Annotated in this window: 20 protein-coding genes and 2 pseudogenes; 9 read left to right on the top strand and 13 right to left on the bottom strand. The window is 72.9% G+C overall.

Annotated features, from left to right (window positions below):
- On the top strand, window positions 1-309 hold a 309-nt coding region (locus MHW47_RS15735), incomplete at its 5' end, for a HEAT repeat domain-containing protein (RefSeq protein WP_239223818.1).
- Window positions 310-454: 145 nt separating this feature from the next.
- Here the strand turns inward: MHW47_RS15735 and MHW47_RS15740 are convergent.
- Window positions 455-1066, bottom strand: coding sequence for a GNAT family N-acetyltransferase (locus tag MHW47_RS15740; RefSeq protein ID WP_239223819.1), 612 nt, complete (start codon window positions 1064-1066; stop codon window positions 455-457).
- 219 nt (window positions 1067-1285) lie between these two features.
- Here MHW47_RS15740 and MHW47_RS15745 point away from each other — a divergent pair, with 219 nt between their 5' ends.
- Window positions 1286-1885 (top strand): PadR family transcriptional regulator, encoded by a 600-nt coding sequence (locus MHW47_RS15745; protein ID WP_239223821.1) that lies wholly within the window; start codon window positions 1286-1288, stop codon window positions 1883-1885.
- A 16-nt stretch (window positions 1886-1901) separates the two neighbouring features.
- On the opposite strand, the gene MHW47_RS15750 is transcribed toward MHW47_RS15745, so the two are convergent.
- The gene (locus tag MHW47_RS15750; RefSeq protein WP_239223823.1) at window positions 1902-2102 is read right to left on the bottom strand and encodes a hypothetical protein; all 201 of its coding nucleotides are present in this window, start codon (window positions 2100-2102) and stop codon (window positions 1902-1904) included.
- A gap of 185 nt (window positions 2103-2287) precedes the next feature.
- Between MHW47_RS15750 and MHW47_RS15755 the strand changes: the two genes are divergently transcribed.
- Window positions 2288-3283 carry a DMT family transporter gene (locus tag MHW47_RS15755; RefSeq protein WP_239223825.1) on the top strand — a complete coding sequence of 332 codons (996 nt, stop codon included), beginning with the start codon at window positions 2288-2290 and terminating at the stop codon, window positions 3281-3283.
- Here MHW47_RS15755 and MHW47_RS15760 read toward each other — a convergent pair.
- Window positions 3280-4008 carry a pyridoxamine 5'-phosphate oxidase family protein gene (locus MHW47_RS15760; protein ID WP_239223827.1) on the bottom strand — a complete coding sequence of 243 codons (729 nt, stop codon included), beginning with the start codon at window positions 4006-4008 and terminating at the stop codon, window positions 3280-3282. The two genes, MHW47_RS15755 and MHW47_RS15760, sit on opposite strands and share 4 nt — an antisense overlap.
- 35 nt (window positions 4009-4043) lie before the next feature.
- On the opposite strand from MHW47_RS15760, the gene MHW47_RS15765 reads away from it, so the two are divergent.
- On the top strand, window positions 4044-5375 hold the full coding sequence (locus tag MHW47_RS15765; protein WP_239223829.1) for an aminotransferase class I/II-fold pyridoxal phosphate-dependent enzyme: 1332 nt from the start codon (window positions 4044-4046) through the stop codon (window positions 5373-5375).
- Between the two features lie 163 nt (window positions 5376-5538).
- Here the strand turns inward: MHW47_RS15765 and MHW47_RS15770 are convergent, their stop codons facing one another.
- A complete protein-coding gene (locus MHW47_RS15770; protein WP_239223851.1) occupies window positions 5539-6528 on the bottom strand; it encodes a DMT family transporter in 990 nt (329 codons plus the stop codon).
- A gap of 74 nt (window positions 6529-6602) precedes the next feature.
- Here MHW47_RS15770 and MHW47_RS15775 point away from each other — a divergent pair, with 74 nt between their 5' ends.
- Complete coding sequence (locus MHW47_RS15775) at window positions 6603-7514, top strand: LysR family transcriptional regulator (protein ID WP_239223831.1); 912 nt, start codon at window positions 6603-6605, stop codon at window positions 7512-7514.
- Between the two features lie 151 nt (window positions 7515-7665).
- Here MHW47_RS15775 and MHW47_RS15780 read toward each other — a convergent pair whose 3' ends face one another.
- The 4 genes from MHW47_RS15780 to MHW47_RS15795 form a co-directional block, all read right to left on the bottom strand.
- The gene (locus tag MHW47_RS15780) at window positions 7666-9804 is read right to left on the bottom strand and encodes a prolyl oligopeptidase family serine peptidase (RefSeq protein ID WP_239223833.1); all 2139 of its coding nucleotides are present in this window, start codon (window positions 9802-9804) and stop codon (window positions 7666-7668) included.
- A gap of 129 nt (window positions 9805-9933) precedes the next feature.
- The gene (locus tag MHW47_RS15785) at window positions 9934-11541 is read right to left on the bottom strand and encodes an MDR family MFS transporter (protein WP_239223835.1); all 1608 of its coding nucleotides are present in this window, start codon (window positions 11539-11541) and stop codon (window positions 9934-9936) included.
- Window positions 11542-11651: 110 nt separating this feature from the next.
- Entirely contained in the window at window positions 11652-12254 is a 603-nt protein-coding gene (locus MHW47_RS15790) for a TetR family transcriptional regulator (protein WP_239223837.1), read from the bottom strand.
- 100 nt (window positions 12255-12354) lie between these two features.
- Window positions 12355-12954 carry a hypothetical protein gene (locus MHW47_RS15795; RefSeq protein ID WP_239223839.1) on the bottom strand — a complete coding sequence of 200 codons (600 nt, stop codon included), beginning with the start codon at window positions 12952-12954 and terminating at the stop codon, window positions 12355-12357.
- Window positions 12955-13348: 394 nt separating this feature from the next.
- Here MHW47_RS15795 and MHW47_RS15800 point away from each other — a divergent pair, with 394 nt between their 5' ends.
- Window positions 13349-13681: an alpha-amylase gene (locus MHW47_RS15800; protein ID WP_239223841.1), complete on the top strand. Its 333-nt coding sequence runs from the start codon at window positions 13349-13351 to the stop codon at window positions 13679-13681.
- 149 nt (window positions 13682-13830) lie between these two features.
- Here MHW47_RS15800 and MHW47_RS15805 read toward each other — a convergent pair whose 3' ends face one another.
- Complete coding sequence (locus tag MHW47_RS15805) at window positions 13831-14262, bottom strand: protein-tyrosine phosphatase family protein (protein WP_239223843.1); 432 nt, start codon at window positions 14260-14262, stop codon at window positions 13831-13833.
- 256 nt (window positions 14263-14518) lie between these two features.
- Here MHW47_RS15805 and MHW47_RS15810 point away from each other — a divergent pair.
- Together MHW47_RS15810 and MHW47_RS15815 are read left to right on the top strand one after the other, a co-directional pair.
- Window positions 14519-15350: pseudogene (locus MHW47_RS15810) on the top strand (inositol monophosphatase).
- Between the two features lie 42 nt (window positions 15351-15392).
- Complete coding sequence (locus tag MHW47_RS15815; RefSeq protein ID WP_239223844.1) at window positions 15393-15989, top strand: NADPH-dependent F420 reductase; 597 nt, start codon at window positions 15393-15395, stop codon at window positions 15987-15989.
- Here the strand turns inward: MHW47_RS15815 and MHW47_RS15820 are convergent.
- The 3 genes and pseudogenes from MHW47_RS15820 to MHW47_RS15825 form a co-directional block, all read right to left on the bottom strand.
- Window positions 15979-16881, bottom strand: coding sequence for a LysR family transcriptional regulator (locus MHW47_RS15820; protein WP_239223846.1), 903 nt, complete (start codon window positions 16879-16881; stop codon window positions 15979-15981). The two genes, MHW47_RS15815 and MHW47_RS15820, sit on opposite strands and share 11 nt — an antisense overlap.
- A gap of 8 nt (window positions 16882-16889) precedes the next feature.
- Window positions 16890-17165: an arabinofuranosidase catalytic domain-containing protein gene (locus tag MHW47_RS36110; RefSeq protein WP_374230097.1), complete on the bottom strand. Its 276-nt coding sequence runs from the start codon at window positions 17163-17165 to the stop codon at window positions 16890-16892.
- A pseudogene (locus tag MHW47_RS15825) lies at window positions 17084-17281 on the bottom strand (arabinofuranosidase catalytic domain-containing protein); the annotation flags it as partial. The gene MHW47_RS36110 and the pseudogene MHW47_RS15825, both read right to left, overlap by 82 nt.
- Before the next feature lie 1074 nt (window positions 17282-18355).
- Between MHW47_RS15825 and MHW47_RS15830 the strand changes: the two are divergent.
- On the top strand, window positions 18356-20668 hold the full coding sequence (locus tag MHW47_RS15830; RefSeq protein WP_239223848.1) for a beta-L-arabinofuranosidase domain-containing protein: 2313 nt from the start codon (window positions 18356-18358) through the stop codon (window positions 20666-20668).
- Window positions 20669-20751: 83 nt separating this feature from the next.
- On the opposite strand, the gene MHW47_RS15835 is transcribed toward MHW47_RS15830, so the two are convergent.
- Window positions 20752-21779: ABC transporter substrate-binding protein (locus MHW47_RS15835; protein ID WP_239223850.1), on the bottom strand; the 1028-nt coding region annotated here is incomplete at its 5' end.

Raw genomic sequence — 21779 nt, forward strand, 5'->3', positions numbered from 1 at the left:
GTGGACATGGTCGCCGAGGCGGAGCGGGACGTGGAGGCGGCCGACGCCCTGGGTGTCCTGGCGGCCGACCCCGGTACGGCCGACCGCATCGCCACCGCGCTCGTCGCCCGCCTCCGCGCCCCCGCCCCGGACGCGGCCACCCGCCGCCGCCTCGCCCAGGCCCTCGCGGACATCCCCGGCCCGTCGGCGACCGAGGCACTCGGAGAACTCGCGCACGACGAGGACCGGGGCGTCGCGGTGACCGCCGTGTACCTGCTCGGGCGGCGGGGCGAGGAGCGGCCGGCCCGTCCTGACGGCCCCTCGGAGTGAGCTGACCGCCGCTGTCCTGTCGCATCGACCTCCGAGGGAATCTCACCGAACCTCGACGGAGCACAGCTCGTCTCACCGAGGACGAGGTGCGTAGCTCAAAGCGCTGCCGTATCGGACGAGAGCCTGTTCGGCCGACAGACACAGATCAGTTGCCGCCTCCGGCCGGAGGGACGTCGAGGGTCACGACCCACCGGTGGGGCGAGATCAGCCGGGTCCGCGTGAAACCGTGGTTCTCGAAGGCGGCCATGGGGCCGGTGTGCAGGAACGATCCCGATACCGAGCGGTCGTCGGTCTCCTCGGGGTAGCCCTCGACCGTGCCACCGCCCTGACGGGCGATCTCGGCCAGCGCCCCGCCGAGCGCGGTGTGCGCGACGCCGCGCCTGCGGAGGCCCTTCCCGGTGAAGAAGCAGGTGATGCGCCAGTCGGGCAGCACCACGAGGTCCTTCTCGTACTTCCGCCTGCTCTTGATCTCCGGCAGCTCGGCAGGAGACCCGAACTGGCACCAGCCCAAGCAGTCGTCACCCTCGAAGACCAGCGCGGCATGGGTACGGCCCTCCCGAACTCGCTGCTCCTTCTCGGCTCGGTTCTGCTGGGCGGTGCGCCCCTTCCCGACCTTGACATGAAAGCCCATGCACCAGCAGCCACCCCACACACCGTTGTTCGCCTCGACCAATCGCGCGAAAGCGGGCCAGGTGTCCGTGTCCAGCAGCCGGACGACGAGGCGGGCGTCGGCGGCGCCTGCGGCGTTGTCGGTCACGGAGTCCTCCAGGGAGGTAGTAGTGCACGGCCGGTCGATTCAACCGGCTCGCGGGCAGATTCGGTGGGATTCACTCAAGGTTCGACGTGACGGGTCAGCCGCGCACCTCGGCTCGGGGGTTGTCATGCGATCGATTCCGATATATCGTTGAGGCATCGCGATGGTTCAGCGATACAGAAAGCGATGAGGCGTATCGCAGGAAAGCGGAGGAGTGCGGTCATGCGTACACACGGACATGAACACGGCCACGGGCGCGGTCCGGGGCAGGAGCACGGGCATCGTGGGCCCGAGGGGCACCGGGCGGCTTTCGGGCCGTTCGGGCCGCCGTTCGGCGGCAAGCCCTTCGGTGGCGGGCGCAACCGGGGCGGCGGCCGGGGGAGGGCGCGGCGCGGTGACGTGCGGGCGTCGATCCTGGCACTGCTCAGGGACCGGCCGATGCACGGCTACGAGATGATCCAGGAGATCGGCGAGCGCAGCGGCGGCGCCTGGCGGCCCAGCCCCGGCTCGGTGTACCCCACGCTCCAGTTGCTGGAGGACGAGGGGCTGATCGTCAGCGCGAGCGAGGGCGGCAAGAAGCTGTTCACGCTCACCGACACCGGCCGCACCGAGGCCGAGACCGGGCCGGAGGCGCCCTGGGAGGAAGCCGGGCGCGGCGTGGACTGGGAGAGCGCGAACGAGGTCCGGCAGGCCGGCGTCGGTCTGATGGAGGCCTTCGGCCAGGTCTGGAAGACCGGCTCGCCCGACCAGCGCGAGAAGGCGCTCGCGGTCGTCAACGACGCCCGCAAGAAGCTCTACCTCATCCTCGCCGACGAGCACTGAGCCCCGCGGGGGCGCGTCAGCGGGGAGCGGGCCGGTCCGCGCCCGTGCGCCAGATGTGCGCCGCGTCGAAGCGGTCGCAGGCGCGCGGGTGCGGGCCGTCGTCGTGGCAGTGGAACGCCGACCAGAACAGATCGGCGGGCAGCGCGTCGTGCGGCGCGTGGACCCGGTAGACGTAGTCGCGCCCGTCGAGCGCCGGCAGGGACACCAGCCAGCTCACCCCGGTTCCCTCCCGCCACGCCGCGAACACCCCGTTCCTCTCTGTGAGACGTGTGGGGACGGGCCGCCGGTTGCCCCGTGCGCGCGGGCGATGCCGATGTCAGGGGCGCGGGCGGCAGGGGAGGGTTACGGGACGTCAGGCGTCACCGGGGTGACGGTGCTGACCCCAGCTGTCATGATGTGCCGATGCACGCGTCTCAGGGGAGAAGCGCCGGCCTGGGACTCGCCCTCGCCTCGGCGTTCGCATTCGGTGGGTCCGGAGTGGCGGCCAAGCCGCTGATCGAGGCGGGACTCGACCCGCTCCACGTGGTCTGGCTGCGGGTGGCGGGCGCCGCGCTCGTCATGCTTCCCGTGGCCTGGCGCCACCGCGCCCTGGTCCGCGAACGGCCCGTCCTGCTGCTCGGCTTCGGGCTGCTCGCCGTCGCGGGCGTCCAGGCCTGCTACTTCGCCGCCATCTCCCGCATCCCCGTGGGCGTGGCGCTGCTGGTGGAGTACCTGGCGCCGGCGCTGGTCCTCGGCTGGGTGCGCTTCGTCCAGCGGCGGCCGGTGACCCGCGCGGCGGCCCTCGGCGTCGTCCTCGCGGTCGGCGGCCTCGCCTGTGTGGTCGAGGTGTGGGCCGGCCTCGGCTTCGACGCCGTCGGACTGCTGCTCGCGCTCGGTGCCGCCTGCTGCCAGGTCGGCTACTTCGTCCTGTCCGACCAGGGCGGCGGGGATGCGGCGCCGGACGGGTCCGGGCCGCCGAACCCGGTCGGCGTCATCGCCTACGGGCTGCTCGTCGGCGCCCTGGTGCTCACCGCGGTCGCCCGCCCGTGGACCATGGACCGCTCGGTCCTCGGCGGCGACACGGTCATGGACGGCACCGAAGTACCGGCGTGGCTGCTGCTGGCCTGGATCGTGCTGCTGGCCACCGTCCTCGCATACGTCACCGGCGTGGTCTCCGTACGCATGCTGTCCCCGGCGGTCGCCGGGGTCGTGGCCTGCCTGGAGGCGGTCATCGCGACCGTCCTCGCGTGGGTGCTGCTCGGTGAGCACCTGGCGGCCCCGCAACTCGTCGGCGGCGCGCTGGTCCTGGCCGGGGCGCTCATTGCCCAGTCGGCCACCCCGCGCCCGGCCGCGGGCCCGGTCGCCTCAGGGCCGGCCGGTGCCGAGGCTCCGGCCGGGCGGCCCGCCGGCCGTTCCTAGGGGGTGTCCGACCCCGATCCGCCGGACGGGCCCCGGAGCGCTTCGAGGTAGCCGGGCAGCCCGATCGACGGGTCCAGGTCATCGGCCGGGACCGGCGCCGCGAAGGCGGGGGCCACCGGGACGACGCCCGCCCAGTGCGGCAGGCCGAGGTCGCGCGGTTCGTCGTTGGGGCCGCCGGTGCGGATCTTGGCGGAGACCTCGCGCAGATCCAGCCGGACGACGGCCGTGGCGGCCAGCTCCTTCGCGTCGGCCGGGCGCGCGTCCTTCGAGCGCCCCGGCACCGCCTGCTCCAGGATCGCGTCCAGCGCGATGCGCCGCTCCTGCGGGTCGGTGACCTGGTACGCCGTGCCGTGCACGACCACGGACCGGTAGTTGAGCGAGTGGTGGAAGGCGGAGCGGGCCAGGACCAGGCCGTCCACGTGGGTCACCGTCAGGCACACCGGCAGCCCCGCGTCGGCGCCGGACTCCCGCAGCGGCCGGGAACCGGTCGAGCCGTGGACGTACAGCCGGTCGCCGACCCGCCCGAACAGCGTCGGCAGCACGACCGGCGCGCCCTCGCGCACGAAGCCCAGGTGGCACAGGAAGGCGTCGTCGAGTATCGCGTGGACCGTTTCGCGGTCGTACGCGGCCCGCTCGCGCAGCCGGGTCGGAACAGTGCGGTCCGTCGGCCCGTAGCCGGCCGGGGTGTCCGGGGACGTGGTCTGCTGGGGAGCGGTCTCCGGCATTGCGAACTCCATTGCACTAGTGCATACTGTGTTTTGTGCTAGGAGAGTATCGGATCAGTGGGCGGCGTGCACAGGACATTGCCGCCAGCGTCGAGCGAGGGGTCGGCTCCGGGGGGCTGGAGCCCGGCCAAGCGCTGCCGCCCATGCGGGAGTTGGCCGTCTTCCTGGAGGTCAACCCGAACACCGTCGCGGCCGCCTACCGCATCCTGCGCGAGCGCGGGGTGATCGAGACCGGCGGACGCCGGGGGAGCCGCGTCCGGCCCCGCCCAGCCGGCACCACGCGCGGTTCGATACGGGTCGAGGCCCCGCCGGGCGTCCGGGACCTGGGTGACGGCAACCCCGATCCGGCGCTGCTGCCGCGCCTGGGCGAGGCCTTCGCGGCGGTCGCCGAGGCGTACGCGCACGAGCCGGGGCTGTACGGAGGGGCTTTCGTGGACCCGGAGTTCGCCGCGCTCGCCCGTGCCGCCCTGGACGCGGACGGCGTGCCCGCCGGGCCGGTGGCAGTCGCCTCCGGCTCACTGGACGGGATCGAACGGGTGCTCGCCGCCCAGCTGCGCCCGGGCGACCCGGTCGCGGTCGAGGACCCGGGCTGGGGCGGGCTGCTCGACCTGGTACCCGCGCTGGGCATGCGCCCCCTGCCGGTCGCGCTCGACGACGAAGGGCCGCTGCCCGACGCGCTCGAAGCGGCGCTGCGGGCCGGCGCGCGCGCCGTCGTCGTCACGGACCGCGCGCAGAACCCGACCGGCGCGGCCGTGTCCGGGGCGCGGGCGGACCGGCTGCGCGCCGTCCTCGCCCGCCATCCCGGCGTCCTGCTCATCGAGGACGACCACGGGCACGCCATCGTCGACCAGCCGCTGCACCCACTGGCCGGGGTCACGGACCGCTGGGCGTTCATCCGCTCGACGGCCAAGGCGTACGGGCCGGACCTGCGGGTTGCCGTGCTCACCGGCGACGAGGTCACGGTAGACCGGGTCACCGGGCGCCAGCGGCTCGGGCCCGGCTGGGTCAGCCGGCTCCTCCAGCGCACCGTGGTCCACCTGTGGAAGACCGGGGCCGTGGACCCGGACGAGGTGGCGGGCTCCTACGCCCGCCGCCGCGACGCGCTCGTCCGGGCCCTGGCGGACCGGGGCGTCGAGGCGCACGGCCGCAGCGGCATGAACGTGTGGGTGCCGGTGAGCGACGAGACGGGCGCGGTGGCCCGGCTGCTCCAGGCCGGCTGGGCGGTGGCGCCCGGAGCCCGGTTCCGGATCGACGCCCCGCAGGCGGTCCGGCTCACGGTGTCCTCGCTCACCGAGGCCGACATAGGCCCGCTGGCCGACGCGGTGGCCGGGGCGGCCGGCCCGGTGCGCCCGCTGAACTACGGCTGACCTGGACGGCGTTGGGTCTGGACCGCGACCGGCCCGGACCGCGGTGTGCCTGGACGGCGTCCGGACCGGGCTGTGCCGGACTCGGCCTGTGCCGGGCCCGGACCGCGACCGCCTCCGGCCCGGGTGTCCGCCCCGGCCCCGGCGTCCGCCCCGGCGCGTCCGTTCAGGCGGCGCGCGGGCGGCTCTGGGTCAGGGCGGCACCGGCCAGGACGACGAGCGCGCCGACCGGGGTGTTCCAGCTCAGCTCCTCGCCGAGCACGGCGACACCGGCCGCCGTCGCGATGACAGGGATGAAGTAGGTGACCATCTGCGCGGTCGTCGGTCCGACCTCCTGGACCAGGCCGTACTGGAGCAGCACCGCGAGACCGGTGCCCAGCGCCCCGAGCGCGAGGACGGCCAGGGTCGGCCCCAGCGGAAAGCCGCCGGGCAGGCCCGTGAACAGCGGGGTGACGACCGCGAGCTGTACGGTGCCCAGGAAGAGCTGGCTGCCGGTGAGGGCGAGGGTGGACGCGCTGTCGCCGGCCAGCGTGCGGCGCACGTAGATCCAGCCCACCGGGTAGCTGAGCGAGGCCAGCAGGGCCATGGCGGTCCCGCCGAAGTCCAGCCCGGAGAAGCCCTGCCAGGCCCCGAGCACCGTGAGGACGCCGAGGAAGCCGAGCCCGAGACCGGCGACGCGGCGCCGGGTCGGCCGGTCCTCGGAGAGGGCGACGAGCGAGAGCGCCATCCCCCACAGCGGCGAGGTCGCGTTGCAGATGCCCGCCAGCGTCGACGGGATCGTCAGCTCCGCGTAGGCGAACAGGGAGAACGGCAGGGCGTTGAGGAAGAACGCCGCCACGGCCAGGTGGCCCCAGGTGCGGGCGGAGCGCGGCAGCCGCTCCCGCCGGACCGCCATCACCACCGCCAGCACGGCGGTCCCCGACACGAGCCGCCCGAACGTCACCTGGAACGGGGCGTACGCGTCGGTCCCCACCTTGATCAGCAGAAAGCTGAAACCCCAGATCAGCGAGAGGGCCGCGAACCGCAGCCGCCAGTCCAGGGCGGGGCGGCGGGCGGGGAGGTCCGCCGCGACCGGCGCCCCGGGCGGCGCGGCCGGGGGTGCGGCCGGGTGCGCGGAGGGTTCGGTGGCAGGACGGGGTGCGGGCGGGGCGCTCATGAGGACCACGATGACCGGCCGAACCTCGTAGAACAAGTGAGATTTTGTGTGCTGGTTCCCGTAGCATCGCTTACATGTTGAACCTGGAGCGCCTGCGTACTCTCGACGCCCTCGCCCGGCTCGGTTCGGTCAGCGGCGCCGCCGAGGGGCTGCACGTCACGACGTCGGCCGTCTCGCAGCAGATGGCGAAGCTGGAACGGGAAGTGGGCCAGCAGCTCCTCGCCAGGAACGGACGCGGGGTGCGGCTCACGGACGCCGGGCGGCTGCTCGCCGACCACGCGGCCCGCATCCTGTCACAGGTCGAGCTGGCCCAGTCCGACATCGAGGCCCAGCGCGGCGAGGTGGTCGGCGAGATCCGGCTCGGCGCGTTCCCCACGGCGGCGCGCGGCCTCTTCCCCTCGACCCTGCTGTCGCTGCGCGCCGGTCACCCCGAACTGCGGGTGCGGACGCTGGAGCTGGAACCGGAGGACGGCATCCGGGCGGTGCTCAGGGGCGACATCGACCTGGCCGTGGTGCTGGACTGGAGCAACAAGCGGCTGCCCGTGCCCGGCGGCCTGACCAGGGCGGAACTGCTCGACGACGCCCCGGACATCGCGATGCCGGCCGGTCATCCGCTGGCCGGGCGGTCCGAGGTGGACCTGGAGGACTTCGCCGACGACGACTGGGTCTCCTGGCCGGAGGGCGAGTTCTGCTACGACTGGCTGATGTTCACGCTCCGCTCCAAGGGCATCGAACCGCGCATCGCCCACCTCGCCGGTGAGCACCACACGCAACTCGCGCTGATCGCCGCCGGCATGGGCGTGTGCGTGGCGCCCCGGCTGGGCCGGGGACCGGTGCCGGACGGCGTACGGCTGGTGCCCGTCCGCCAGACGATGCGGCGGCACGTCCACGCGGTCTGGCGGTCCGACGCGGACCGGCGGCCCTCGATCCGGGCGGCCGTCGCGGCCCTGCGCGAGGCGGGACGGGCCGTGGGCGAGCAGGGCTAGGCCGGGGCTGGTCCGGCCCCGACCGCCGGACCCGCGTACGGCTCCCGGACGGGCGGACCCGCGTACGGCTCCTGGACGGGCGGAGCCCCGGTGCCGGGGCGCCCACCCCCCGGCGCCTCTCCCGGACGGCCGCATCCCGAGGCGGCGCGCCTCAGACCCCCAGCGACCTGCGCAGGAAGTCCCGCTCCAGGAGCAGCAGCCCGCCCGCCGCACGGCCGCCGATCCGGTGTCCGGCCCCCGGCAACGGCAGGACCGTGTGCGGGCGGCCCGCCGCGAGCAGGGCCGCCGAGAGACGCAGGGTGTGCGCCACGGTCACGTTGTCGTCGGCCAGCCCGTGCACCAGCATCAGCGGCCGGCGCAGCGACGCCGCCTCGTCCAGCAGCGAGTTGCGGGCGTAGTTCTCCGGCAGCACATCCGGGTGGCCCAGGAACCGCTCCTCCCAGTGGGTGTCGTACAGCAGCCGGTCCGCCGGGGCGGCGCCCGCCACCGCCGCGTGGAAGACCTCCGGGTGCCGCAGCACGGCGGCCGCCGCCAGATAACCGGCGAACGACCAGCCCCGCACCGCCACCCGGCCCGTGTCCAGCTGCTCCGGGCGGGCCGCCGCCACCGCGCGCAGGGCGTCGATCTGGTCGTCGAGCACCGCCGTCAGCCGGTCGCCGTGCACCGACTTCTCCCACGCCTCGCCCCGCCCGGGCGTGCCCCGCCCGTCCGTCACGAGCACCGCGAACCCCTGCTCCGCGAACCACTGCGCCACCGCCGTCCACCACGCCCGGGCCCGCAGTACCACCTGCATGCCGTGACCCGCGTACGGGCTCAGCAGCACCGGGAGCGGCCCGTCGCCCGGCCGGTGCCAGGACGGCAGGTACAACCGGCTGCGCAGCTCCCGCCGGCCCAGGCTCAGCGCCAGCGGGCGCGGGGTGACGACGGGTTCCTCCGCCAGGACCGCGATCCGGCCGACCTCCGCGCCGGACCGCAGCACCGTCACCGTCTGGCCGTCCGGCGTCCGGCTGTCCAGGACCACCACCGGGCCCCCGACGGCGGCGGTGTGCACGCCGGGCACCCCGGAGACGCGGACCGGGCCCGCGTCCCCGGGGCGGTACGACCAGACGTGGATCTCCGTGGGCTCGTCGCCGCCCGTGAAGTACACCCGCCCGTCCGCCGCGCCCAGCACCTCGCGCACCTGGAGGCCCGGCGGCGTGCGGACGGCGCCGATCGCCAGCCCCTGGGTGTCGCCGCCGGGCCGGGCCGGGACGACCAGCGCCCCGGTCGGCAGCCGCAGCGGGGTGCCGGGGCGCAGGGCCACCCAGGCGGGGTCGTGTGCGCGGTGCACCGTCGTGGTGGCACCGGTCTCCGGGTCCACCTCCAGGACGTACACCGAGCGCTGGTCCCTGCTCTGCACGGTGACCAGGGGGCCCCGCTCGTCCCAGCCGGCCGCCACCACGTACTCGAACGCCCGGTCCGTCCAGGCCCCTTCGGGGTGCCCGGTCCCGGCCGCGGCGGGGAGCCGGACGCGGACGCGCTCGCCGGACAGCCGCACCACGTACAGCGACACGTCGGCGTTGGGGGTGCCCGCGGCCGGGTACGGCAGGGCGCGGGGCGGGCGCTCCGGGTGGGCGGGGTCGGTGAGGTAGCGGCGCCGGACGCGCGAGGTGTCCACGCGGGCGACGAGGAGCGCGTCGCCCGACGGGGACCACCAGTGACCGCGGGCGCGCCCGACGGACTCCCGCGACACATGGTCGGACAGGCCGTAGGTGATGTGCTCGCCCTCGGGCTCGGCGAGCGCGCGGTCACCGGTGCCGTCGCTGCGCACCGTACGCAGCGCGCCGCCGCAGACGTAAGCGATCAGGGAGCCGTCGGGGGAGGGGCGCGGATCGACGGCGGGCCCGGCCGTCGGAAGCAGGCGGGGCGGGCCGCCGCGCACGGGGACCAGCCGGAGCGTGCCCGCGAGGGTGAAGGCCGCCACGGACATGGAGGCGTCGGTGGCGTACGCGACCACACCGGACGAGGTCTCACCGGGGCGTGCGGGCCGTGCCGGTGTTTCCTGTGGCGGGCCGGTCTCCGCGAGGTCCGGGGCGAGCGGATCGGCCAGCAGCCGCTCGGTGCCGTTCTCGTACAGCCAGAGCCGGTTCACCGGGTCGGAGCCCGAGGTGCCGCGCAGGAACAGGACCCGCGTGCCGTCCGGGGAGACGGTGAACCGGTGGGGCACCCCCAGCGAGAAGCGCCGGGTGCGGGCGAACTGGGCGGGGAACGGGTCGTCGGCGTCGGGGCGGCGGTCGGCGGGGCGCGTCATCCCGACACCCTGACAGGTGGCGCCGCCGCCCGGCCCCGCGGGGCCCGTCCGCCCCGGCGAGGGGGAGAACGGGCCGCGCGGGGGTGCGCTCAGTGCGAGGGGGAGAACGAAAACCCTGCGGGGGTGCCCTCAGTGCGTGGGGGCCGCGGCGGACTGCGCCGCCGCCGTCTCCTCCGCCAGACGCTCCATGCCGCTCTGGGTGCGCAGCGGCTTCTCCTTGATGAACAGCACCGCGATCAGCGCCAGGAAGGCGAACGGGGCGCCGATCAGGAAGACGTCGGCGGTGGCGACGCCGTACGCGTTCTCGACGATCTCGCGCGCCGGAGCGGGCAGCGTGCTCAGGTCGGGCACGGTGCTCTCGCCGCCGCCGCTTCCGCCGGCCGCACCGCCGAAGCCCTTCTCCAGTTCCTGGGCCACCCGGTGGCCGAGGACCGCGCCGAGCGCGCTCGTACCGATGGCTCCGCCGAGGCTGCGGAAGAACGACAGGACCGAGGTCGCCGCACCGAGTTCGGAGGCGGGCACGTCGTTCTGCGCGGCCAGCACGAGGTTCTGCATCAGCATGCCGACGCCGACGCCGAGAACCACCATGTACACGCTGAGCAGGCCGAACGAGGAGTCGGCGCCGATCGTGGACAGCAGGCCCATGCCCGCGGTCATGATGATGCCGCCCGCGATGAGGAAGCCCTTCCACTTGCCCCGCGCGGAGATGATCTGGCCGGCCACGGTCGTCGAGACCATCAGACCGAGGATCATCGGCAGGCTCATCAGACCGGCGATCGTCGGGGACTTGCCGAGCGAGATCTGGAAGTACTGGGAGAGGAACACCGTGCCGCCGAACATGGCCACACCGACGAGCAGGCTCGCCACCGTCGTCAGCGCCACCGTGCGGTTGCGGAAGATGTCCAGCGGGATGATCGGCTCCGACACGCGCGACTCGACCCACACCGCGGTGCCCAGCAGGACCACCCCGGCGGTCACCAGCGCGGCTGTCTGCCAGGACGCCCAGTCGAAGCGGTTGCCGGCGAGGGTGACCCACAGCAGCAGTGCGCTGACGCCGCTCATGATGAGGACGGCACCGACGTAGTCGATCTTCACCTCGCGGCGGATCGTCGGCAGCTTCAGGGTGAGCTGGAGCAGCACGATCGCGAGCAGCGCGAACGGCACGCCGATGAAGAAGCACCAGCGCCAGCCCAGCCAGGAGGTGTCCACCAGGACCCCGCCGATGAGCGGACCGGCGACCGTGCCGACGGCGAAGACGGCGCCGAAGATGCCGGAGTAGCGGCCGAGTTCGCGCGGCGGGATGATCGCCGCCATCACGACCTGGGCGAGCGCGGTGAGTCCGCCCGCGCCGATGCCCTGCACGACACGGCTGACGATGAGCAGCCCGACGCTGTGCGAGAAGCCGGCGACGAGCGAGCCGACGACGAACATCGACAGGGAGAGCTGGATGAGCAGCTTCTTGTCGTACAGGTCGGAGAGCTTGCCCCAGATCGGCACCGTCGCCGTCATGGCGAGGAGTTCGGAGGTGACGACCCATGTGTACGAGGACTGGGTGCCGTGCAGGTCGGCGATGATCCTGGGCAGGGCGTTGGCGACGACCGTGGAGGCCAGGATGGCCACGAACATGCCGGCCATCAGGCCCGACATGGCCTGGAGTATCTGGCGGCGCGTCATGCCTGACGCGGCCCCCTCGGTCGCACCGGCCGGGCCGGTTTCGGGTGTGACGGCAGCGGTCATCGGCTGACGTTCCTCATTCTCTGGTGACTGGCTCCGCCGCGGCGGATGAAGCCGCGCGGAGGGGTGGTACGGGGGTGGGCGGGCGGCCCGGCGGGGTGCGCCGGGCGCGCTCAGGCCTTCAGACCGGCGGCCAGGGAGGCGAATGCCTCGCGGTACAGGCTCTGGAAGGTACGTGTACGGCCCGTGGCCACCCACACCTCGACCGAGGCGCGTACCGCGGCCAGGGCGACGTGGGCGAGGAGCCGGGGGTGCAGATCGGCCACGGGGTCCTGGCCGAGGCGCTCGGCGACGGCGGCGATCATGGCCGTCTCGTCGGCGCCGCGGGCGGCCAGGAAGTTGGGCAGCAGCGCCGGGCTCTTGCGCAGCACCGCCGTCTGGAGCTCCCAGCGTTCGTGGTCCTCCTCGATGGAGGCCAGCTCCTGGGCGATGGCCTCGCTGAGGGCTTCCAGCGCGGTGAGGTGCTCCGGCGCGTTGAGGACGGCCCGCCGGGTCCGCTCGGCGCTCTCCGGGCCGGGACGCGTGATGGCGTCCTCCAGGCACGCGAAGTAGTTGAAGAACGTGCGTACGGAGACCCCGACGGCATCGGTGACCGCCTCGACGGTCACCTGCTCGAAGCCCCGTTCGGCGGCCATGCGCAGTGCCACGCCCGCCAGGGCGTCGCGCGTGGCGCGCTTCTTGCGCTCACGCAGCCCCAGGGGCGGGTCGTCGCTCATGAAGATGGATGCTATGCAATTTTGCAGCCCAGGCAAAATTTTAATCCGGGCCGCCGGTCCGCCCCGCGTGCGCCGGGCCAGGGGGTGCGCCGGCGGTGCCTCAGTAGCCGTACTGGTACGGGGGGCACACCACGCCCTCCAGGACGAGTCCGCCGGCCTCCCGCGCCGGGGGGTCCTCCGGGACGGGCGTGAGCTGCGACTCCCACTCCGCCCAGCTCTCCGCCGTCCCCGTCCCCGACGTCGTCCCCTGCGGGGCGGGCCGCTCGCGGGTCCGCGGCCGGGCCGCGGGTTCGGCGGGACGCGGCGGCGGTGGGGTGCCGTTGTCCTGCTTGCGGTGGCGGCCCCGGCGCGGCGGGGTGCCGGCCCCGCGCAGGACGCCCTGCGTGGACAGGTCCTTGAGCCGGGTCACGACGCTCGCCACGTCCATGCCGAGGCGCTCCGCGAGCGCGTGCAGGTCCACCCCTTCCCGCCAGCCCGCACTCAGCGCGGCGTCCAGTTCCTCGGACCACGCCGTCCGGGGGCCCGCGTCGGCGGCCGCCGGGGCGTTGAGGAGGGTGTCCGCGGCGGACCGGGCGGTCTCGACGCCCACCTGGCGCCGGGCCGACCTCACCTCGCGCGCCTGCAGTCCCAGCAGATCCGCCACGGACCTGTCGCGGCCCACGGTGACGGCGAACGCGGCGAGCGAGCGGCTGCGGTGCATCTGAGCCTCCCGCAGCGCAGCCTCCGCGTATCTGACTTGTTCGTCGTGCAAACAGAATTCCTCTGCCAGAACCTTGTGGTGACTCCAGGACTCCTGTGGATTCATGCCCGAAACAACGTTTTTTCCTGGGATTTCGTCCTGGCCGGTGGCGGATCTTCACCCATACGTGGGGCTCTCGGCGGGGGAGGGCGACGCCGACGGGCTGCCGGGCACCGTCGAATCTCGGACATCGTGAGCCCGGGCCCTACTCCCGGTACGCCTGCTGACTGGTCTTGCAAGTTCTTGCAGGGCAAGAGACCAAGGCTGAACTGGAGGGTAACTCATGCGATGAAAGCATGACTGAAAACTTTTGCAGAAACTTGCAGGGCTTGGTTTCTGTCCCGAGGATGAGCCCATGACGAACCGCATGAAGCGCATTTCGCCCGCTCTCACCCTCGCCGCCACCGTCGCGGCGGGCCTTATGACCCTCGCCGCCGCCCCCTCCGCGGCGGCCGCCACCGGAGCGCCGGCTCCCGCCTGCGTGGAGTCCTTCCAGAGCTGGCGCTACACCGATGTCCACAACGGCTGCTCCGAGACCGTCTCCGTCACGGTCGAGTACACGAACGGCCAGTGGGCCCCCTGTGTCACCATCCAGCCCGACGGCTGGGCGACCTTCGCCGGCTACGGGATGAACAGCAACTACGTCACGGCCGTGAAGACGTGCGACCCGGCGGCGACCGCGTCGTAACCATGCCCCCGGGCGGCGCGGACGGACTGCCACCGGCGGTTGGGCCGCCGCCGCCCCTGTAGACAACGAACGCATGGAGCCCCGTCGCCGTGAGGCGACGGGGCTCCATAGCGTTCCGGCGTGGCCGTTCCCGTTGGGACCGGGGTCGGCTAAGCGTCCGCGAAGCGCAGGACGAAGCGCCGCTGCCAGGGGGTCTCGACGGCGCGGGGGTGGTAGTGCCGGCGGACGAAGGCGACGGCCTGGTCCGGCGGCACACCGTCGAGGACGGCCATGCACGCCAAGGCGGTACCCGTCCGTCCCCGCCCGCCTCCGCACGCGACCTCGACGCGCTCGTTCCTCGCCCGGTCCAACGCCTCCCGCAGCACCTCGCGAGCCAGGCGGCGGTCCCTGGGGAGGCGGAAGTCGGGCCACGGCAGCCAGCGGGCCTCCCACGCGGTCGGCGGCGGCTGCTTGCCGAGCAGGTAGACCGCGAACGACGGCGTCGGCCCGGGCGGCAGCGGGTGACGCAAGCCCCGTCCCCGCACGAGCGCGCCGGAAGGAAGCCGCAGGATTCCGTCGTCCGTGCTCCACCCCTCATTCATGCGGGCACCTTACAAGCGGTCGGCCGTCACCGGGGGCGATGATCCCCCTCGCCACCAACACCGCCCCCGGACTCGCGGTGTCGTGTGTCGAGCCCCGGGTGAGGGAGCCGATTCAATTGCATGGGAGTCATCCCAGTGGTGATTGACATGCACTTGAGATCAACGATCAGCCCTTCTACGTTCGAGAGGCGGGCGCGGACGTCACACCGATTCGCCCGGTCCACTTGATCACCCGTACACCCCTGGGGGCACCGCTATGTCCGATTCCGTTCAGACGACCCACACCGCCGCGACTGCCGGCTCCTCCTCCGACGGCGACCTGCTCGCGCAGACCGCCGACGCTGTACGCGCGGCGGGTTCAGTGCTGCGGGAGCGGTTCGGCGAGGTGGTCTCCCACCGGACCCGGGAGGAGCTGATGAGCGCGCTCGCCGACAACGACGACGCGGCCATGGACGTGCTTCGCCCCGTCCTCACGCGTCTGCGGCCGGACGCCGGATGGGTGGAGGACGAGCTGGACGGCGGGGCGCTGCCGTCCGGCGAGTGGTGGGTCGTGGACCCCGCCGAGGGCAACGTCAACCACCTGCACGCCCTGCCGGAGTGGGCGGTGACCGCCACGCTCGTCCGTGACAACCGGCCCGTGCTCACCGTGGTGCACCTGCCGTTGACCGGCGAGACCTACACCGCGCTCGCCGGCGGCGCCCACCTCGACGGACGCCCGCTGCACGTGTCCCGGACGGCGGACCTCGGCCTGGGCCTCGTGGCCACGAGCCAGGCCCGGCCGGACGAGAGCGAGGAGGTCGTGCGGCGCATCGGGTCCTCCATCACCGCGATGCTCTTCGGCGCGCTCGTCGTGCGGACTTCCGTGCCCGCGACCCTGCATCTGGTGAACGTGGCGGCCGGCCGGATCGACGCCTTCTGGCAGTTCGCCGGCGCCCGCGCGGACCTGCTGCCCGGAGCGCTGCTCGTCACCGAGGCCGGCGGACGGATCTCCGACGCCCAGGGCCGCCCCTGGACCCCGCAGAGCGAGAGCTTCCTGGCCGCCGCCCCCCGGCGTCCACGCCGAGGCCGTCGCCACCCTCTCCCACTGACCGCACCCCACCACCCGCACCACGCGAAGGAATCACCTCATCATGAGCACGATCGCAGTTCTCGGGAACGGCCGCGTCGGCGGCAACCTCTTCCAGGCCCTCGACCGGGCAGGGCGTGAAGTGACCGTGGCGGACCGCGAGCCGGGCGCCGCCGCCGACGCCGCCCGGCGGGCCCAGGTCGTCATCAACGCCACTCCGGGAGCCGGTTCGCTCGAGCGGCTCACCGCGCTGCGCGAGGAACTGCGCGGCAAGATACTCGTCGACGTCTCCAACGCCACCGTCGACGGACCGGACGGCCTGCCCGCCGATCTGATGTACCCCGGCTCGAGCCTGGCGGAGCAACTCCAGGAAGCACTCCCCGAAACGCGCGTCGTCAAGACGCTCAACACCATGCTCTTCCCGGTCATGACCGCACCCGGCGCACTCGCCCAGCCGCCGTCCGTCTTCCTCTCCGGCGACGACGCGGAAGCCAAGCAGGTCGTACGGGAGCTTCTCGCCGATCTCGGCTGGCAGAAGGAATGGATCACGGATCTCGGCGGGATACGGACCGCCCGCGCCACGGAGGCCGCGATCCTGTTCGTCCCGCACGTGATCCGGACCAACGGATTCGCGCCCTTCGCCATCTCCATCAACCGCTGAACAGGTCCTGGAGGGTCCGGGTGGCCAGGCTGAGCAGCCAGGTGTGGGCGGGGTCGTCGTCGTAACGCTGGTGCCAGAACACATGGAGAGAAACGGGCGGCAGGTCGAAGGGCAGCGGAAGCGTGGTCAGGCCCAGGTGGTGCCGGGCGGAGCGGGTGACCGCATCGGGGACGGCGACCACGACGTCGGCATCGCGGGCGAGTTGCAGTGCGGTGTCCGTCGTGGGCGCGGAGACGATGACACGCCGCTCGTGGCCGAGGGCGGCGACGGCCTCGTCGACCCGGTCGCGCAAACTGCCCCGCCGGGACACGGTCACGTGGTCGGCAGCCAGGTACCTCTCGATGGTCACCGGCTCCTCGGCGAGCGGATGCCCCGGCCGGACAGCGAGGACGATCTTGTCCCGGCCGATGAGCCGGTGACGGATGTCGGGCTGGGACGGCGGTCCCGCACTCGAGGCGATATCGACCTCGCCGCGACGCAGCTCCGGGGTGTCGTGGCCGGGCTCGACCGTGAGGCGGATCCTCACCCCAGGGGCCTGACGGTGCACCGCAGCGACGAAGGCGCTCCCGCAGGCAGTGGTCAGGGCATCGTGCCACCGCACGGTGAACACCCGCTCCAGACCCGCCAGGTCGAGTTCCGTACGCGCGGACAGCAACTGCTGCGCCTGCTGTACGAGGGCGTGGACCTCGGTACGCATGGCCAGAGCGCGGGGGGTGGGCGTCATGTGGCGTCCGGTGCGGACGAGGATCTGGTCGCCGGTGACCTTGCGGATGCGGCCCAGCGAACGGCTCATCGCCGGCGCCGTGACGTGAAGCCGGGCCGCGGCCCCCGCCACACTGCCCTCCTCCAGCAGCGCGTCCAGAGCGGTGAGCAGATTCAAGTCCAGTTGCATGACGGTAACTATAGGAACGGAAGGCATGCACGTTCCGTTAAGGCTGGAGATCCCCTTCGAGGCTGCTCAGCGGGGTGGCGAGTCGCGCGCCGTCGGTAACTCCCGTCGAGGACGCTGTCGGCCGACGCGTAGCCTGCGGCGGTGATGTTGGCCTGCACGGCGTCCTCGGTGGCCCTCGACGGGTAGCCGGAGGTCAGCACGTCTCCGAGGCGCGTCTGACCTGGTAGAGCGGTCCGCTGTCGGCGGCGTACAGCGCCCGCGTGGTGCTGTACGCGGCCACGCACGGGGTGCCGCCCGTGGCGTACAGGTCGCAGGGCTGCGGAGCCGCGGCCTGCGCGGTCGTACCGCCGCCGACCAGACAGGCGGCGGCGATCAACCCACTCGCCGTGACCGAAAGCATTTTCTCAGCGATCCGAACCGCATCATTACTCCTTCTCATCTCGATGGGAATCTCGTGCTTGGACGGCACCGACACCTGACCTGGCCGGCCCGGCATGAGAAAGCCGGAGGGCAGGTCCGGTGTGCCCCTCGGCCCGGTCCTGGACGAACGGAGTGCGGCGGGCTGGATCAGGTGGGACCTCGAATCACAGGAATACTCCGGAGGAAGCGGCGGCGGCATGTCAAGTGTGATCGCTCACATATGTGATCACGGGGGAGGGTGCACGGTCAGCAAGGGCGATGATGACTGGAGTGGAAGGGACCTCGAAGCATCGAGGGGAGATCGACGATGGCGACAGCGGATTTCTCTTGTGAGCGCTAACAATTTTACGAGCGGTCAGAGTTGATCGCATGCGGAGAGTGCTCTGGCGTGATGTCGGAATGACGATGGCACAGCTCCCGGGGATTCCTCAAGAGGTGTGCGGCGCGCAAATTTTCCGTGGTTCCTGCCTGCCGCCTTGCCCGCGATACAGCGTCTCTGCGGGTGAAATGCCCTGCGACGTGCGGCGATTCACGAAAGGCTGCCGGGCTCTGTTCGCCGGCGGGTCTCGGCCGGGCCCCCATTCCGGCGTCGCATGCCGACGCCAGTCACATTGACGGCTCGTCATGTCCCGCTCTATGGTCTCGTCACTTCCACGTCCGTTCGAGGACGAACGGACGGCCTGTCTGCCCTTGGTGCCCCCCAGCAGACGGCCTGGCGATGAACCGTCCGCAGGACCGCTTCCGCCCCACCCAGCCACGCGCTCGGCTTCTCTTTTTCTCTCTCCCCTCGCACGAGGAGGCTCCTATGCGTGTCCGCATGCCGCCCGGCGGCCCCGCCGTTCACCGGTCGGACAGGGCACCGCCGACGGCCCCGCCCGGACGCGATCACCCCCATGTCCGCGCGCCGTCGCCCGAGACGACGTCCGGGCGGCCCGGCCGCCACGACCGCGCCGCCTCCACCTGTACGTGAACCAGGCCGGCCACCGCGCTACCCCGACCGGCCCTTCCCCTCTCGCCCGCCCGCCGAGCCTTCCCCCCCCAGAAGGGTTCCCCCATGTCCTCCTCCTCCGTCAGCAGGCGCCGTCTCCTCCAACTCGCCGGGGCGACCGCCGCCGCGAGCGCCGTCGGACCGCTGGCCGGCGCGTCACCCGCCCGAGCGGCGGGCTCCCCGGCCCGTGCCGGCATCGGGGTCCTGTCCTCCCCCTTCGACCTCGGCCAGGTCAGGCTGACGGCGAGCAGGTGGCTGGACAACCAGAACCGGACCCGGGACTACCTGCGGTTCATCGATGTCGACCGGCTGCTGTACAACTTCCGCGCCAACCACCGGCTGTCCACGAACGGCGCCGCCGCCACCGGAGGCTGGGAGGCACCCGACTTCCCCTTCCGCAGCCACGTCCAGGGCCACTTCCTCACCGCCTGGGCGCAGTTGTACGCCGCGACCGGGGACACCGTCTGCCGCGACAAGGCCCTCCACATGGTGGCGGAGCTGGCCAAGTGCCAGGCCAACAACCGCGCCGCCGGCTTCACCCCGGGCTACCTCTCCGGGTATCCGGAGGCCGACTTCACGGCGCTGGAGGCCCGCACGCTGAACAACGGGAACGTGCCGTACTACACCGTCCACAAGACCATGACCGGTCTGCTGGACGTGTGGCGGCTCCTCGGCAGCACCCAGGCCCGCGACGTGCTGCTCGCGCTGGCCGGCTGGGTCGACGCACGGACCGGCCGGCTGACCACCGCGCAGATGCAGGCCATGCTGGGCACGGAGTTCGGCGGCATGAACGCCGTGCTGGCCGACCTTTTCCTGCAGACCGGAGACACGCGCTGGCTCACCGTCGCCCAGCGCTTCGACCACGCCACGGTCTTCGACCCGCTGGCGGCGAACCAGGACCGCCTGGCCGGTCTGCACGCCAACACCCAGGTACCGAAGTGGATCGGCGCCGTACGCGAGTACAAGGCCACCGGCACCACCCGGTACCGCGACATCGCCACCCACGCCTGGAACCACACCGTCAGATCGCACACCTACGCCATCGGCGGCAACAGCCAGGCCGAGCACTTCCGCGCACCCGACGCCATCGCCTCCCACCTGGCCAATGACACCTGCGAGAGCTGCAACACCGTCAACATGCTCACCCTCACCCGGGAACTGTTCACGCTGACGCCGGACCGTGCCGAACTGTTCGACTTCTACGAGCAGGCCTGGCTCAACCACATCATCGGCAACCAGAACCCGGCCGACCCGCACGGCCACATCACCTACTTCACCCCCCTCAGGCCCGGAGGACGGCGCGGCGTCGGACCGGCGTGGGGCGGCGGCACCTGGAGCACCGACTACACCACCTTCTGGTGCTGCCAGGGCACCGGCGTGGAGGTGCACACCCGGCTCGCGGACTCCGTCTACTTCCACTCCGGCACGACGCTCACCGTCAACATGTTCGTGCCCTCCGTCCTCACCTGGACCCAGCGCGGTATCACCGTCACCCAGACGACCTCGTACCCGGTGGGCGACACCACGACCCTGCGCGTCACCGGCAATGTCGCCGGAACGTGGGCGATGCGCATCCGCATCCCCGGCTGGACCACCGGAGCCGTCATCAGTGTCAACGGCGTCGCGCAGGACGTCGCGAGGTCCGCCGGCAGCTACGCGACCCTGAACCGTGCCTGGACCTCGGGCGACACCGTCACGGTCCGCCTGCCCATGCGGACCGTGATACGTCAGGCCAACGACAACCCGAATGTGTCCGCCGTCGTCCACGGCCCGGTCGTCCTGTCCGGGAACTACGGGAACGCGAGCCTCACCGCGCTGCCCTCCCTCGACACCACGTCGATCCGGCGGAACGGGTCCGCGTCACTCGCCTTTACCGCCACCGCGAACGGCACCAGCGTGAACCTGGGTCCGTTCCACGACGCGCACGGTCACAACTACACCGTCTACTGGAACACCGGCGGCGTCACCTCCGTCCGCCTCGCCAACGCGGCCAGCGGCCTGGTGCTGGGCGTCCAGGACATGTCCACCGCCGACGGCGGCCGAGCCCTGCAGTGGTCCGACTCGGGGACGGCCGACCACGACTGGGAGATGATTCCCGACGGTGACGCCTACCGCTTCCGCAACGTCCACAGCGGCAAGGTGCTCGGCGTGCTCAACATGTCCACGGCCGACGGCGCCACCGTCCTGCAGTGGGCGGACAACGGCACCGCCGACCACCGCTGGACCGTCCTCGACCAGGGCGACGGCACCTGCAAGATCCGCAACGTGCACAGCGGGAAGCTCCTCGCCATCGCCGACGGATCCACTGCGGTCGGCGCCTTCGCCGTTCAGAGTGCCGACGACGGCACGGCGGACAACCGGTGGCGCATCGTGCGCTGACCCCGCAGCGCTGGGCCCCGAGGAGACGAAATTGGAGAAGGGAGCCGGAACTGCGCTTCGGGCCCCCGCGTCCGTAGCTCGTCTCAGACCTTCGTGTACGGCCCCAGGAAGCGGGCCCGGCCGTCCTCGACCCGGTAGAGAAAGATCCCGTCGTCCTCGTACCGGACCCGTCGTAAGGCGTCGAAGGACAGGGGCCGGGTGATCCCCGGGTGGGTGGTCAGGAAGAGGCGCTGTGCCATGCCTTCGCGCTCCGCCCCGGTGGCGCTGGTGGTGCGGGCCGCGCGGGCGATCAGCCCGACCGCGTCGTACGCCTCGGCGGCCCAGCGGGCGGGTGCGGTGCCGTGGCGCTTGCGGTACGCGGCGGTGAACGCCTTCGCGGCCGGGACCGCCGCCGGGTCGCTGTACGCCTGGGCGAACACCCAGCCCTCGGAGGCCTCCCCGGCACCGTCGAGGAAGGCGGGGGCCAGGACCGGCCCCGTGGACACGCGGGTTCCGGTGAACCCGGCGGCCGCCAGGGCGGCGGCGCAGCGGGCGCCCCGGGCGGGGGACGTCGAGGCGAGGACGACGGCGTCCGCGTTCCCGGCGACCACCGCACGGGCCGCCGGGCCGAAGTCCCCGGTGTCCGCCGCGACCGGGTGCACGGTCACCTCGACACCTTCGGGCGGGGGATCCCGGAAGGTCTTCGTGCTGGCCCAGGCGCCCTTGACGTCGGCGTGGTCCTCCACGATCGCCACCCGGTCGGCCCGGCGGACCTGGAACACGTAGCGCGCGATGCCGACGGGCAGCGCGCTGTCGAGGGGGCGGGTCACGCAGAGCGTGTGCGTGGCCGACGTCTTGGCGGTGGTGGCCCCGGCCGAGACGACGACCTGGGCGAGGTCGGCCTTCTCGTAGCGCTCGACGACGGACGCGGCGAGGACGTCCCCGGTGGGGCCGACGACGGCCAGCACCTCCGGGTCGGCCGCCAGCCGGTCGGCGGCCCGCAGCGCGCCGGCGGGGTTCCCGGCGTCGTCCTCGGTGCGCAGGGCCAGCCGGAACGGGGCGTCGGCGCGGGCGTTGTGGTCGTCGACGGCGATCCGCATGCCCCGCTGGTGCGCGAGGCCGGCTGCCCGGC

It is taken from the genome of Streptomyces sp. OfavH-34-F, from assembly GCF_022347745.1.
GTDB lineage: Bacteria > Actinomycetota > Actinomycetes > Streptomycetales > Streptomycetaceae > Streptomyces.